The sequence below is a fragment of the Microbacterium commune genome (assembly GCF_014836945.1).
GTDB classification, from domain to species: Bacteria; Actinomycetota; Actinomycetes; order Actinomycetales; family Microbacteriaceae; genus Microbacterium; species Microbacterium commune.
In genome coordinates this window covers 202,181-216,711 of the sequence record NZ_JACSPX010000003.1, presented here as the reverse complement: position 1 = coordinate 216,711, position 14,531 = coordinate 202,181, and the positions used below count along the sequence as shown (strand labels likewise).

Annotated in this window: 12 protein-coding genes and 1 riboswitch; of the genes, 1 reads left to right on the top strand and 11 read right to left on the bottom strand. The window is 70.7% G+C overall.

The annotated features are described in order from the left end of the window. Positions 1-55: 55 nt before the first annotated feature. Positions 56-1,630 carry an MFS transporter gene (locus tag H9633_RS11195; RefSeq protein ID WP_225211417.1) on the bottom strand — a complete coding sequence of 525 codons (1,575 nt, stop codon included), beginning with the start codon at positions 1,628-1,630 and terminating at the stop codon, positions 56-58. Between the two features lie 94 nt (positions 1,631-1,724). After that, positions 1,725-3,026 (bottom strand): tyrosine--tRNA ligase, encoded by a 1,302-nt coding sequence (gene tyrS, locus H9633_RS11190; RefSeq protein ID WP_191713227.1) that lies wholly within the window; start codon positions 3,024-3,026, stop codon positions 1,725-1,727. A 75-nt stretch (positions 3,027-3,101) separates the two neighbouring features. Between tyrS and H9633_RS11185 the strand changes: the two genes are divergently transcribed. Then, positions 3,102-3,686 carry a hypothetical protein gene (locus H9633_RS11185; RefSeq protein WP_191713226.1) on the top strand — a complete coding sequence of 195 codons (585 nt, stop codon included), beginning with the start codon at positions 3,102-3,104 and terminating at the stop codon, positions 3,684-3,686. A gap of 60 nt (positions 3,687-3,746) precedes the next feature. On the opposite strand, the gene H9633_RS11180 is transcribed toward H9633_RS11185, so the two are convergent. The 9 genes from H9633_RS11180 to thiM form a co-directional block, all read right to left on the bottom strand. Then, complete coding sequence (locus H9633_RS11180) at positions 3,747-4,388, bottom strand: SatD family protein (protein ID WP_191713225.1); 642 nt, start codon at positions 4,386-4,388, stop codon at positions 3,747-3,749. A gap of 80 nt (positions 4,389-4,468) precedes the next feature. Then, complete coding sequence (gene argH / locus H9633_RS11175; protein WP_191713224.1) at positions 4,469-5,890, bottom strand: argininosuccinate lyase; 1,422 nt, start codon at positions 5,888-5,890, stop codon at positions 4,469-4,471. Continuing rightward, complete coding sequence (gene argF, locus H9633_RS11170) at positions 5,887-6,822, bottom strand: ornithine carbamoyltransferase (protein ID WP_071643635.1); 936 nt, start codon at positions 6,820-6,822, stop codon at positions 5,887-5,889. The genes argH and argF overlap by 4 nt, the downstream gene beginning before the upstream one ends. Further along, entirely contained in the window at positions 6,819-8,060 is a 1,242-nt protein-coding gene (locus H9633_RS11165) for an acetylornithine transaminase (protein WP_191713223.1), read from the bottom strand. Before H9633_RS11165 ends, argF begins: the two co-directional genes overlap by 4 nt. Beyond that, entirely contained in the window at positions 8,053-8,955 is a 903-nt protein-coding gene (gene argB, locus H9633_RS11160; RefSeq protein ID WP_071643633.1) for an acetylglutamate kinase, read from the bottom strand. The genes H9633_RS11165 and argB overlap by 8 nt, the downstream gene beginning before the upstream one ends. Further along, on the bottom strand, positions 8,952-10,109 hold the full coding sequence (argJ, locus tag H9633_RS11155; protein ID WP_071643632.1) for a bifunctional glutamate N-acetyltransferase/amino-acid acetyltransferase ArgJ: 1,158 nt from the start codon (positions 10,107-10,109) through the stop codon (positions 8,952-8,954). Before argJ ends, argB begins: the two co-directional genes overlap by 4 nt. Beyond that, the gene (argC, locus tag H9633_RS11150; RefSeq protein ID WP_191713222.1) at positions 10,106-11,158 is read right to left on the bottom strand and encodes an N-acetyl-gamma-glutamyl-phosphate reductase; all 1,053 of its coding nucleotides are present in this window, start codon (positions 11,156-11,158) and stop codon (positions 10,106-10,108) included. Before argC ends, argJ begins: the two co-directional genes overlap by 4 nt. Before the next feature lie 281 nt (positions 11,159-11,439). Continuing rightward, entirely contained in the window at positions 11,440-13,566 is a 2,127-nt protein-coding gene (locus tag H9633_RS11145) for a bifunctional hydroxymethylpyrimidine kinase/phosphomethylpyrimidine kinase (protein WP_191713221.1), read from the bottom strand. Continuing rightward, entirely contained in the window at positions 13,563-14,426 is an 864-nt protein-coding gene (gene thiM, locus H9633_RS11140; RefSeq protein WP_191713220.1) for a hydroxyethylthiazole kinase, read from the bottom strand. Before thiM ends, H9633_RS11145 begins: the two co-directional genes overlap by 4 nt. Next, positions 14,418-14,511, bottom strand: a riboswitch (TPP riboswitch). It overlaps the preceding gene by 9 nt. Positions 14,512-14,531 lie beyond the last annotated feature (20 nt).

Below are 14,531 nucleotides of genomic sequence, written 5' to 3'. Positions count from 1 at the left end.
AACGTCTCGGGTGTGCCGATCCGGCCATCGGTCTGGCCGCTCCGGCGTCGACCTGCTACCGGCTCGGTGAGTCGTCTCCGGACGCAGCGGGGCGGCTTCCGGAGTCAGGCGCACCGCTCGCGCGCTCCGCGTCGTCCTCGGCGCCGACCACGGCGAGGGGCATCGTGCGGGTGTCGATGAACGGGTTCTCGTCCTGCCCCGCCACGAGCTCCTCCGCCTCCGCCACGCTCTCGACCGTCGGCACCGAACCCAGCAGCGGCCGCTGCGCGGTCTCGCGCATGCTCAGCAGCGCGATGCCGCCCAGTGCCGCGAAGAACATGATGTAGAACGCGGGCATGTACACGTTCCCGGTCAGCTCGATCAGCGCCTGACTGAACAGCGGCGTCGTGCCGCCGAACAGCGACACGGCGAGGTTGTACGCGATGGCCATCGCGCCGAATCGCGACGCCGTCGGGAAGAGCGCCGGCAGCGCAGAAGCCGAGATCGCCACATAGAACGCCACCGGGATGGCGACCATGGCGAGCGCGATCATGACGGCCCACTCCTCGCCGATCTGCATGACCGCGAACGCCGGCACCATGAGCAGGATCGTCGACCCGACGGCGATGCCGTACACCGGCCGTCGGCCGATGCGGTCGGACAGTCGCCCGATCAACGGCAGGCACGCGCTCATCACGACGAGCACCGGCACGGTGGCGAGCGCGGCCATGAGGTTCGACACGCCCACTTCCTTCTCGAGGTACGTCGGCATGTAGCTGGTGAGGGCGTACCCGGCGGTGTTCGTCGCCGACACGAGGGCGACGCCGATGAGGATCTGACGCCAGTAGTGGCGGAAGATGCCCGCGATCCCCTGGCGCGCCAACGGGTCGTCGGCGTCGGTGCGGGTGAGCCCGGCGCTCTCCTCCGCTTCGTAGGCAGGGGTCTCGGGAATGCGCAGCCGGAACCAGATCGCGACCGCACCGAGCGGGATGGCGATGAGGAACGGAATGCGCCAGCCGTACTCGGTCATGGCGTCCGGGCCGGACAGGCTCTCGGTGATCCACGTGGTCACCGCCACCGCGCTGGCACCGGCCGCGAAGCCGACGTACGAGCCGACGTCGAGGAACGACGACCAGTAACCGCGGCTGCGGTCGGGCGAGAACTCCGAGACGTAGGTGGTCGCACCGGCGTACTCGCCACCCGTGGAGAAGCCCTGCACCATCTTCAGCAGGTACAGCGGGATGATCGCCCACAGGCCGATCTGAGCTGAGGTGGGCAGCACGCCGATGAGGCCGGTCGCGACCGCCATCATCGCCATCGTGAGGAACAGGACGCGCTGACGACCGATGCGATCGCCCAGCGGACCCAGCACGATCCCACCCAGCGGGCGCACGAGGAACGAGATGGCGAAGCCGAGCAGCGTGATCAGCAGCCCCCACGAGCCCGGCAGATCGCCGGTGAAGACGACGGCGAGCGTGACGGCCAGATAGCCGTAGACCCCGAAGTCGAACCACTCCATGAAGTTGCCGACGACGGTGCCCGAGATCGCCGTTCTCAGACGAGACTTGCGGACGACCAGGACGTCATCGACCTGCAGCCGGCGCGTGGCGCGGCGCGGGACGGTACGGCGGACATGTGCTTCCTTGGGCAAGGGGACCAGCTCCTCGAGTGCTTGCGGACAGCGTCAGCTGTCCGATGCTACTGCACCCCCGGGCCGCGAAGCTGGGCCGCCGCGCAGAGCGGCCTCACTCCACGAAGACGCCCGCCAGGGTCTTCTTGCCGCGGCGCAGCACCGAGACCCCGCCGGGCAGTGTGCCCTGGACGGTGGTCTCGTCGTCGGCGACCTTCGCACCGTCGAGCGAGACACCACCCTGGGCGATGGCGCGCCGAGCTTCGGATGCGCTGGTCACCAGACCCGTCGTGACGAGCGCCTCGACCACCGGCGTGCCGGCGGGCATCGTCGCATTCGGCAGCTCGTCCAGCGCCGTGCGCAGGGTCGCCGGGTCGAGTCCACTCAGGTCGCCCTGACCGAACAGCGCCTCCGACGCCGCGATCACCGCGGCCGTCGCCTCGATGCCGTGCACGGTGGCGCACACCTCGAGCGCGAGACGCTTCTGCGCCGCGCGGCGGAACGGCTCGCTCTCGACGAGAGCCGCGTACTCCTCGATCTCGGCTCGGGTCAGGAATGTGAACACCTTGAGCCGCTCGATCACGTCCGCGTCGGCGGTGCTGAGCCAGAACTGGTACATCCGGTACGGGCTGCACATGTCGGCGTCGAGCCAGACCGCGTTGCCCTCGCTCTTGCCGAACTTGGTGCCGTCGCTGTTGGTGATGAGCGGAGTGCCGATCGCATGCGCCGAGGCCCCCTCGACACGGTGGATGAGATCGGTGCCGCTGGTGAGGTTGCCCCACTGGTCGCTGCCGCCCGTCTGCAGCACGCAGTCGTACGAGCGGAACAGCTCCAGGAAGTCCATGCCCTGCAGGATCTGGTAGCTGAACTCGGTGTAGCTGATGCCGGCATCCGAGTTCAGACGGGCTGCCACCGCGTCCTTCTTCAGCATCGTGCCGACGCGGTAGTGCTTGCCGATCTCGCGCAGGAAGTCGATGGCGCTCATCGGCGCCGTCCAGTCGAGGTTGTTCACGATGCGGGCGGCGTTCTCGCCCTCGAAGCTGAGGAAGCGCTCGACCTGCGTACGCAGGCGCTGCACCCACTCCTCGACCGTCTCGCGCGTGTTCAGCGTGCGCTCCGCGGTGGGGCGAGGATCCCCGATCAGGCCGGTCGATCCGCCGACGAGGCCGAGCGGCCTGTGACCGGCGAGCTGGATGCGGCGCAGGGTGAGCAGCTGCACGAGGTTGCCGAGATGCAGGCTCGGCGCGGTCGGGTCGAATCCGCAGTAATAGGTGATCGGGTCCCCGGCGAGAAGGGCGCGCAGCGCCTCCTGATCGGTGGACACGTGGACGAGGCCGCGCCACAGCAGCTCGTCCCACACGTTCTCGAACGTGGGATCGAGCGCCACGGAGGCGGTCGTCAGAGCGGGATTCGACACGCGTTCCAGATTATCAGCGCGGGACACGCGCTCCCGACCCGTCGGGCTGTCGGATGCCCGTGCGATGCTGTCGGGATGTCGCCGGTCGATCCGCTCACCTCCGCCGTGCTCTCCGCGATCATCGGGATCGTGCTGCTCGTCGTGCTGGTGCTCTCCCTGCTCGGCGTGCGCAGGCCGTCGACGCCGCCGATGGTGCTGTGCGCGGTTCTGCTCGTGGCTGCGGTGACGATCGCCATCGTCGTCCGCCCGATCGCGATGCCCGCCATCGGCGTGCCGATGACGGTGATCGGCATCGGCGCCGCGACGCTCGGAGGCAATCCGTTCACCCGTCGTGCGCTGGACATCGCCACGGGCAAGCGCGTGCGGGAGACGGAGGACGGCGGCATCCTCATCGTCGCCGCCCAGCATGCCGATCCCGCGCACGTGCGCACGCTCATGCGCGGGGGCACGGTGATCGGCTACCTCGAGCGGATCTGCACGGTGCTTGCCATCGCCGTCGGGTTCCCCGAGGCGATCGCGGCGATCATCGCCGTGAAGGGCATCGGTCGATTCCCCGAGCTGGCCGAGGCCGAGGCGCGGGAGCGCTTCATCATCGGCACGCTCGCCAGCCTGCTCTGGGCGGGAGCGATCGGGCTGATCGTGCGCCTCAGCCTGGGCTGATCCTGCGCCTCAGCCTGGGCTGATCCTGCGCCTCAGCCTGGTGTGATCAGGGCTGCCCCGTCAGTCGACGTCGAGCAGCCGGAACCCCTCGACCACAGCCGCGGCCCCCGCGGCCGTCAGCGCCTGCGACACGGCTGACTGCGTGATGCCCTCCTGCTCGGCGAGCTCACGCTGGGTGAGACCGAGGCAGCGACCGTAGGTGAGGCGACGCAGGCGCTCTCGCATCCCGCCGACGAGTTCGTCGCGTGCGAGCAGGTAGGCGTTGGCCCACCGCACCTGCTCACGCGGCATCTGCGCACTCTCATGCACGACGATCCAGCTGCGGGCCTCGGGGGCGGCACGCTTCTGCAGCGTCTGCACGTGCTCGATGGCGCTGCGGGCCGCCCACCATCCCGGCCCCTCCGGAATGCCGTCCCTGGACGCGGTGGAGGGGATGCGCCCCACATCGCCGACGCCGATCCCGAAGCGGAACTCCACACCGTCCGGCAGCGCGAGACGGATCAGCAGCAGAGAGGCCAGTGCGCCGTCCAGCGTGGGATACACCCCCTGCTGCTCGTCGCCGACCGTGGGCCGAAGCGGCTGCGCAGCCACAGGGAGATCGCGCTGCACGCGAGCGATCGCCGCGTCGAAGTGCTGCTGCGCGACGGCGCGGTCGTCGAGCTGCCGGGAGCCGATGATGTCGGCCGTGACTGCGATCACCATGCCATAAGGTTATCACTGATATCTCGCGATAATAAGCGAATCACTCATGTCTGGTGGATATCAGGCGAAGCCCCCGAGTATCAGAGACCGAGGGCGTGCGCCGCGGCCTGCGCACGGGCCACAAGCTCGGCCCGCTGCTCGGCGACGCGCTCCGGGGCCGTGCCGCCGACACCCGTCCGCGATGCCACGGAACCCTCGATCGAGAGCACGTCGCGCACCTCGACGGTCAGGTGCTCCGACACCGAGCGCAGCAGCTCGTCATCCGCATCCTCGAGACCGATGCCCCGCTCCTCGCAGGCACGCACCAGCGCACCCGAGATCTCGTGGGCGTCGCGGAACGGCACCCGGCGCTTGACCAGCCACTCCGCGACGTCCGTCGCGAGCGAGAAGCCCTGTGGCGCGAGCTGCGCCATCCGCTCGGTGTCGAAGCGCAGCGTGGCGATCATGCCGGCGAACGCGGGCAGCACCACTTCGAGCGTCTGCACCGAGTCGAAGACGGGCTCCTTGTCCTCCTGCAGGTCGCGGTTGTATGCCAGAGGCAGGCCCTTGAGCGTGGCGAGCAGCCCGGACAGGTTGCCGATCAGCCTGCCCGACTTGCCGCGGGCGAGCTCGGCGATGTCGGGATTCTTCTTCTGCGGCATGATGCTCGACCCGGTCGAGTAGGCATCGTCGAGCGTGACGAAGCCGAACTCCCGTGTGTTCCAGAGGATGATCTCCTCACTCAGACGCGACAGGTCGATGCCGGTCATCGCCGCGATGAACGCGAACTCCGCCACCACATCGCGAGCCGAGGTGCCGTCGAGCGAATTCTCGGCCGGGCGGTCCAACCCGAGCTCGCGCGCCACGAGCGCGGGGTCGAGCCCCAGGGTGGAGCCGGCGAGCGCTCCCCCGCCGTACGGCGAGGCGCCGGCGCGACGCCGCCAGTCGACGAGGCGCTCGAGCTCGCGCACGAGCGGCCAGGCGTGCGCCTGGAGATGGTGGGCGAGCAGCACCGGCTGGGCGTGCTGCAGGTGCGTGCGCCCCGGCAGGATGGCGCCGGGGTGGGCTTCGGCCTGGGCGACCAGCGCGTCGATCACGCGCAGCAGGTGCTTCGCGATGATCCGCGCGTGGTCGATGAGGTACATCCGCACGAGCGTCGCGATCTGGTCGTTGCGGCTGCGACCGGCGCGCAGCCGGCCGCCCACATCGGCACCGACCTCGGCGATGAGCGCCTTCTCGAGCGCACCGTGCACGTCCTCGTCACCCGGGTCGGGCAGCAGCGTGCCGTCTGCGATGCGTGCGGCGAGGGCGTCGAGCCCCTCGTGCATGATGCGGGCCTCGTCGGCTTCGAGGTACCCCGCCGCCTCCAGCGCCGTGGCGTGCGCGTGCGATCCCGCGATGTCGTACGGGGCGAGGATCCAGTCGAAATGCGTCGACCGGCTCAGCTCGGCCAGCTCCGGCGAGGGCCCCCCGGCGAAGCGCGCACCCCAGAGTGCGCCCTCGTTCGTGCCGTGGCCGCTCACGCTGCCGCCTCCTGCTTGCCGAGCAGCCACACCAGCAGCGCCTTCTGCGCGTGCAGACGGTTCTCCGCCTCATCCCAGACGACGCTCTGCGGGCCGTCGATGACCTCGGAGTCGACCTCGTAGCCGCGGTCGGCGGGCAGGCAGTGGATGAAGATGGCATCCGATGCCGCCTGCGACATGACACCGGTGGTGACCTTGTACCCGCCGAGATCGCGCAGCCGCTCGATCTTCTCCTCCTCCTTGCCCATCGACACCCAGGTGTCGGTGACGACCACGTCGGCGCCGACGGCGGCCTCGCGCGGGTCGGAGATCAGCGTGATCGAGCCGCCGGTCTGCGCCGCACGCGACTGCGCGGCGGCGACCACATCAGGGCGTGGCGCGTAGGCCTCGGGAGAGGCGATGCGCACGTGCATCCCGGCGGTCACTCCGGCCAGCGCGTACGAATGCGCCATGTTGCTGCGGCCGTCGCCGAAGAACGACAGGGTGAGCCCCTTCAGGTCGCCCTTGTGCTCGCGGATCGTGAGCAGGTCGGCCAGCAGCTGGCAGGGGTGGAAGTCGTCGGACAGCGCGTTGACGACGGGAACCCGGGTGCCGCGCGCCATCTCCTCCAGGCCAGACTGCGCGTAGGTGCGCCACACGATGGCCGCAACCTGACGCTCGAGCACGCGTGCCGTGTCGGAGGGTGTCTCCTTGCCGCCGAGCTGGCTGTTCGCCGTCGAGATGATCAGCGGTGATCCGCCGAGATCGGCTATCCCGACCGCGAACGAGACACGGGTGCGCGTGGAGGACTTGTCGAAGATCACCGCGACGGTCTGGGGACCTGCGAGCGCCTTGTTCGCCCAGCGGTCCTTCTTGAGCTCAAGCGCGAGATCGAGGATCTCCGCCTGCTCGGCGGGGGTGAGGTCGTCGTCGCGCAGCAGGTGACGGGTCATGCGGAAGCCTCCGTGGGGGTCGTTGCGTTCTGTGCCTGGAGCGTCTCGGCGACGGCGGCGAGCGCGGCGCTGAATCGCGAGACGAACTCGTCGACCTCCTCGTCGCCGATCGTGTACGCCGGGGCGATGCGGATGACATCCGCCGTGGGCGCGTTGACGATGAGTCCGCGCTCGTGCGCGGCCGCGCGGACGTCGGCGGCGACCGGTGCGGTGAGGTGGATGCCGATGAGCAGTCCCGCGCCCGACATCGCGTCGACGAGCGGCAGCGAGGTCACGGCATCGCGCAGCTGTGCTCCGCGCGCGGTGACGTTCTCGAGCAGATGCGCGCTCTCGATGTGCCCGAGCACGGCGTTGGCTACGGCGCTCGCGAGCGGGTTGCCGCCGAAGGTCGAGTTGTGGGTTCCGGGGTAGAACAGGTCGCTCGCCGCTCCGAAGGTGATGAGGGCGCCGAGCGGGAAGCCGGCTCCGATGCTCTTGGCCACGGTCACGGCATCCGGGGTGATGCCCTCCCGCTGGAATGCGAACCACTCCCCCGTGCGTCCGGACCCGGTCTGCACCTCGTCGAGGATCAGCAGCGCGTCGTTCTCGGTGGCGAGTTCCCTGGCACGGGCGAGGAACCCGGCCGGCAGCTCGACGACCCCCGCCTCGCCCTGGATGGGCTCGACGATCATCGCGGCCACCGCGTGCGATGCGAATGCCGCCTCGAGGCTCTCGACGGAGCGCTCGACGGTCACCACGTCGGGGACCGCGGGCTGGAAGGGGTCGCGGTATGCGGCCTTCGGCGTCAGCGACAGCGTGCCCATCGTGCGGCCGTGGAAGGCCCCCTCGACGACGAGGATCGTCGTGCGGGCGCTGCCCTCGGTCTCGGCGAAACGCGCACCGTGCAGGCGGGACAGCTTGATGGCGGTCTCGTTCGCCTCGGCGCCGGAGTTGGCCAGGTACACGCGGCCCTGCTCACCGGTGCCGGCCAGGCGCTTCAGTCGCGCGGCGATCTCGAGCTGGGCGGGGGATGCGAAGTAGTTCGACACATGCGACAGCGTGGCGGCCTGACGTGAGACGGCGTCGACGAAGACCGGGTGCGCGTGCCCGAGGCAGTTCACCGCGATGCCGCCGAGGAAGTCGAGGTAGCGGTTCTCGTCGGCATCCCACACCCACGAGCCCTCACCCCGGGTCAGCATGGCCAGCCGCCCGCCCAGGCTCATCAGATCGCGCGCGGCGTCATCGCTCCAGTCAGACATCCTTGACCACCTCCGTGCCGATTCCCTTGCTCGTGAACAGCTCGACCAGCACCGAGTGCGGCACCCGTCCGTCGATGATGGCCGCGGCATCGACGCCGCCCTCGACGGCGTCGAGGCATGCCCGCATCTTCGGGATCATCCCCGACTCGAGCGTGGGGAGCAGCTCGACCAGCGAGCTGGATGTGAGGTGCGAGACGAGGGAGTCGCGGTTCGGCCAGTCGGCGTACAGGCCGGGCACGTCGGTGAGGATCACGAGCTTGCGGGCGCCGAGCGCGACGGCGAGCGCGGCTGCCGCGGCATCCGCGTTCACGTTCAGCGACTGGCCGGGGTGGTCGAGGTCGGGGGCGATCGAGGAGACCACCGGGATGCGACCGGCGGCGAGGTGATCCAGCACGGGCGTCGGGTCGACCTCGACGACGTCGCCGACCCGGCCGAGGTCGACCTCTTCGCCGTCGATCACGACGCCACGTCGACGGCCGCCGAACAGGCCGGCGTCCTCACCGCTGAGACCGGTCGCGATGGGCCCGTGCGAGTTGATCTTCGCGACGAGCTGCGGGTTGACCTGCCCCGTGAGCACCATGCGCACCACGCTGATCGCCTCGGTGTTGGTCACCCGGTAACCGCCCTTGAACTCGCTCGGGATGGCGAGTCGATCGAGCATGTTCGAGATCTGCGGGCCGCCGCCGTGCACGACGACCGGCTGCACGCCGACGTAGCGCAGGTATGCGATGTCCTGCGCGAACGCCTCCTGCAGCTCGTCGGAGACCATCGCATTGCCGCCGTACTTGACGACGACGATCTGATCGCGGAACTTCCTCAGCCACGGCAGGGATTCGATGAGTGTCGCTGCCTTGACGGCGGCCTCTTCCGGCGGGGTGTCCTGGATGTCTGTCATGAGGCGTAGGCGCTGTTCTCGTGCACGTAGTCGTGGGTCAGGTCGTTGGTGAGGATGGTCGCGGTCGCGTCGCCCATCTTCAGGTCGATCTCGATGCGCACCTCGCGCGGCGTCAGGTCGACCTCCTCGCGCGGGCGGTCGGGGCCTCCCGCGGTGCACACGCGCACCCCGTTCATCGAGACGTCGACGTCGTACGGGTCGAACTGGGCGGAGGTGGTGCCGATCGCGGCGAGCACGCGGCCCCAGTTCGGGTCGTTGCCGAAGATCGCGGCCTTGAAGAGGTTGTTGCGTGCGACCGATCGGCCGACCTCGACGGCCTCGGTCTCGGTGACGGCGTTCTTCACCTCGATGGCGATGCTGTGGCTCGCGCCTTCGGCGTCGGCCTGCAACTGCTCGGCGAGGTCGCGGCACAGCTCGGTGAGCGCGGCGGCGAAGTCATCCAGGTCGGGGCGGATGCCGCTGGCGGCGTTGGCGAGCAGGGTGACCTGGTCGTTGGTCGACATGCATCCGTCGGAGTCGAGCCGGTCGAAGCTGACGGCGGTCGCCCTGCGCAGCGCCGCGTCGGCCTGGGATGCCTCGAGGTCGGCGTCGGTGGTGATCACGACGAGCATGGTCGCCAGCCCCGGGGCGAGCATGCCCGCGCCCTTGGCCATGCCGCCGATCGTCCAGCCGTCGCGGGTGACCGTTGCGGTCTTCGGCACGCTGTCGGTCGTCATGATGGCCGCCGCCGCATCGTCGCCGCCGTCGACACGAAGGGAGGCGATGCCGCGTTCGACGCCGTCGAGCACCTTGCCGCGGAACACCTCGTCGCCGGTGCCGATGAGCCCGGTCGAGCACACCAGGACATCACCCGCGCTGACGTCGAGCAGCTCGGCCGCCTTCTCCGCGGTGAGGTGGGTGGTCTGGAAGCCGAAGGCACCGGTGAAGCAGTTGGCGCCGCCGGAGTTGAGCACGACCGCCTCGACCACGCGATCGGCGATGACCTGCTGCGACCAGATGATCGGGTTGGCCTTGGCGCGGTTGGTGGTGAAGACAGCCGCTCCGATCTTGCGCGGGCCGCGGTTGACGACGACGGCGACGTCGGGCTTGCCTGTGCTCTTCAGGCCTGCGGCGACTCCGGATGCTTCGAAACCCTGGGGTGCGGTGACACTCACGGCGCGACTCCGTTCACGGTGAGGGCGCGACCTTCGGGCAGGCCGAGCGCGATGTTCATGGACTGCACGGCGGCGCCCGCCGTACCCTTGACGAGATTGTCGACCGCGGTGACGACGGTCACCCGGTTCGCGGCGCGGTCGACAGCGAGACCCATCAGCGCGGTGTTCGCGCCGAGCACGTCGGCCGTGCGGGGGAAATGACCTTCAGGAAGCAGCTGCACGAACGTCTCGTCTGCGTACGCGTTCTGCCACGCGTCGCGGATCTGGGCGTCGGTCGCGCCGGCGGCGATCGGAGCGGTCGAGGTGGCGAGGATACCCCTGGCCATCGGGACGATGACGGGGGTGAACGAGATGCGGATGTCGTCGGGCGCGTGGGATGATGCCGCGGCCAGAGCCTGGCGGATCTCGGGGATGTGCCGGTGCGTGCCGCCCACCGCGTACGGGTTCGCGGTGCCGAGGATCTCGCTGCCGAGAAGGTTGGTCTTCAGGCTCTTGCCGGCGCCGGAGGGGCCGACGGCGAGCACGCTGACGATGTCGGACGGGTCGATCACGCCGGCCGCGACGCCGGGCACGAGGCTCAGGCTCACGGTGGAGGCGTTGCAGCCGGGGGCGGCGATCCGGGTCGCCCCCTGCAGGTTCTCGCGCTGCTTGCCGGCGGTGGTGAGCAGTTCCGGTACGCCGTAGACCCACGGCTCGTGGAATGCCCCGCCGTAGAAGGCGTCCCACGCGTCCCGCGAGGTGAGGCGGTGGTCCGCCCCGGCATCGATGATGAGCGGCGCGTCGGCCAGCGCGTCGGTGTACTGCCCCGACTGGCCGTGCGGCAGCGCCAGGAAGACCACGTCGTGCCCCGCGAGGATCTCGGGGGTGGTGTCGTGCAGGGTCAGGTGCGCGAGGGAGCGCAGATGCGGCTGGTGCTCGATGAGCGGCTGACCGGCGTTCGAGTGCGCGGTGACGGTGCGGATCTCGATGTCGGGGTGGGCGGCGAGGAGCCGCAGGATCTCGCCTCCCGCATAGCCGGATGCGCCGGAGACGGCGACGGAGTACGTCATGCTTCTACCTTAACGGTCGGTGCTCGGTCGACCCCGAGGATGACGCGGGATGCGAGCGATGGGCGGGCCGGGGCGGCGACACCGGTGTCCTCCGATCTGGTCCCTGCGCGTGGCGGAGGGCGGGGGCGCGGGGTCGCCTAGAGTCGGCGGCCGCTGCGACGTCGGCGCACGGCAGCGACGCTGAAGACGAGCGTCTGCGAGGGCTGTGGCACCGAGGGCATGCGGCGACAGTAGCGCCGAGGGCGCGGGATCCGCAAATCCACACGCTCGGCGCTGCTGTCTCAGCGAAGGTCGAAGAAGGCCCGTTCGTGCTCGGACGCGACGACGAAGGCGCGGTGCATGTCCCGTCTGAGTCGATCGTCTGCTCTCGCCGCCGCCCCGGTCGCGAAGCCGATGGCGCGCTCGTTCGCCGCGGCGAAGTCCGGGTCGGCGTACGTCTCGAGCCACGACGCATAGGGATGCTGCGGATCCCGCGTCTGCGCTCCGAACTCCCCCGCGCGCAGCCGCATGCCGAGGTCGGTGTACAGCCAGAAGCAGGGCAGCACGGCGGCGACCAGCGTCTCGTACGCACCCGCGAACGCCGTCGCGCGCAGGTGATCGAGGTAGGCCGTCGTGACCGCGCTCGGTTCGGCGTCGAACGTCTCCGCACTGACGCCCGTCGCCGGCGTCAGCCATGAGGCGTGCAGCTCGAGCTCGCCCACGATGCAGCCCCGGGCGGATTCCGCCCAGAACGCCTGCTCGACCGGCGTCGGAGCCAGACGCGCGGCCTCCGCGAGCACGCGTGCGTACTCCCGCAGGTACAGGGCGTCCTGCGCGAGGTAGGCCAGGAACCGCTCGCGATCGAGCGATCCGTCGGCCAGCGCGCGGATGAACGGCAGCCCGTCGATGTCGCGTCGGATTCCGGCGACGCTGCGCCACCACTCATCCCGGATCTCCTCGGCGGACGGACGTGTGGCCAGACCGCCACGGTGCCACAGCCCGGCGAAGTGACTGACCGGCCCGTGTCCGCGCCCGACGTCCAGGGCGTCGGCCGCGCGCAGGGATTCCCGCAGCCAGGCGCGGGACGCGCGCACGGCATCCGGCCACTCCCGCCCGCCAGCCCGGAGCGTGGCGATCGCCGACGAGAGCGAGCAGCCGGTGCCGTGCGTGCTGGTCGTGTCGATGCGCGGGCCGTCGAATGCGGCCACGACTCCGTCCGCGTCGACGAGGGCGTCCGGGACGGTCGGGCCGTCGAGGTGACCGCCTTTCGCGAGCACGAGTGCTCCCGTCTGGGCTGACAGCCGCTGCGCGGCGCCCAGCGCGTCGTCCCAGTCGCTGATGCCCCGTCCCACCAGCACCGCGAGCTCGTCCAGATTCGGGGTGATCACGTCTGCGAGCCCGGTGAGCTCGCGCAGCGCAGCCTCCGCCGGCGCGTCGAGCAGGCGGTCCCCGCTGGTGGCGACCATCACGGGGTCGAGCACCACCGTCGGCGGGCGGTGCGCCCGCAGCCAGTCGGCGACCGTGCGGATGATCTCGGCGTCTGCCAGCATCCCGATCTTCACCGCGTCGATCACGATGTCGTCGGCGAGGGCGTCCAGCTGCGCCCGCAGGAACTCCGCCGGTGGCACGTGCACGCCGTGCACGCCACGGGTGTTCTGGGCCGTCAGGGCGGTCACGGCGGCCATCCCGTATCCGCCGTGCGCGGCGATCGACTTGAGGTCGGCCTGGATCCCCGCGCCGCCGGAGGGATCGCTGCCGGCGATGCTGAGCACGCGCGGGACGGTGGGCCCCGTCCACCGACGCCGGAGTTCGCGCGCCGCGCGACGGGCGTCGGGCGCGGCGCAGACGGCGGAGACGACGGCGACCCCTGCCGCCCCCGCCTGGCGCAGCGCGGCGACGTCGTCGGTCCGGATGCCGCCGATCGCCACGACCGGCACCGGGCTCTCGGCGGCGAGCGCGGCGAATCCGTCGAGGCCGAGAGCAGGCGGGTGGTCCGGCTTGGTGCTGGTGGGTCGGATCACTCCGATGCCGACATAGTCGACGGTCCCGGCGGGCAGCGCGCGCACGGCGGCGAGGTGAGCGGACGTGTCCGCGGTGAGTCCGATCAGCGCGTCGGGTCCGAGCAGACGCCGCGCCTCGGCGACCGGCATGTCCGATTGTCCGACATGCGCTCCGTCGACTCGCGCTCCCCGCCGTCGCGCCTCGAGAGCCGCGTCGATCCGGTCGTCGACGACGAGCGCCGCGCGGCCGTCGATCACGTCGCTGAGGGCGATGAGCTGCTCGATCACCGACGCGTCGGAGGCGCTCTTGTCTCGCAGCTGCACCACGCTCACGCCCCCGGCGACGGCCTCGCGGACCGTGTCGACGACACCGCGTTCGCCGCACAGGGCGGAGTCGGTCACCAGGTGGATAGACAGGTCACGGGTCATCTCGCGACCTCCTCGACGGGCGCATCGTGCTGCTCGACCCGCGCCTCGGCGGCGATGTCGGTCGGGTCGATTCCGGCGAGGGCATCGAGCAGGCCGACCGCGAAGCTGCCGGGCCCGTCGGCGACGCGAGCCGCGTGCTCGGCTGCCAGGGTGTAGACGAGCGTGGCCGCCGCGACCGCCTCCAGGGCGTCCGCGTCGGTGTCACGCGCAGCGCCGAGGAAGGCGGCCATGAGCGCCCCGAGGGCGCAGCCGCCGCCGGTCACGCGGGTGAGCAGTGCATCCCCGTTCGCGACCCGGATGACGCGCGTGCCGTCGGTGAGGAGATCGACCGGCCCGGAGACGGCGACCACGGCGCCGAAGCGGGTGGCGAGGGAACGAGCCGCATCCAGCGCGGCGTCCGGGTCATCCAGCGCGTCCACCCCTCGCCCGCCCGAGCCGCTGCCGGCCAGCGCGAGGATCTCACTGGCGTTGCCGCGCACGGCCGCCGGCCGCAGCCGCACCAGCTCGCCGGCGAGGGCGGTGCGCACGGGGAGGGCGCCGACCGCGACCGGGTCGAGGACCCACGGCGTGCCCGCGTCGTTCGCTCCGGCGACGGCTTCACGACTGGCCGCCCGCTGCTCCGGCGTCGGGGTGCCGAGGTTGATCAGCAGACCCGAGGCCAGCCGGGCGAAAATGCCGGCCTCTCCGACGATGTCGACCATCGCGGGCGACGCGCCCGCGGCGAGGAGCACGTTCGCGGTGAAGCCCGTGACGACGGTGTTCGTGATGCAGTGCGTGAGCGGCGGTATCTGCCGCACGCGGGTGAGAAGCTCGGCGGAGACCGCCGGGATACGGACGGATGGACGCAGCGGATCGCACATGGGCGACATCCCTTCGCTAGTACGAACTAGATCAGGTTCGACGGGTGTGATCTCAGCCGCGGATGCGGCACCCCGTGTCACTGCCCGCGAGTCTAGCGAGGACAC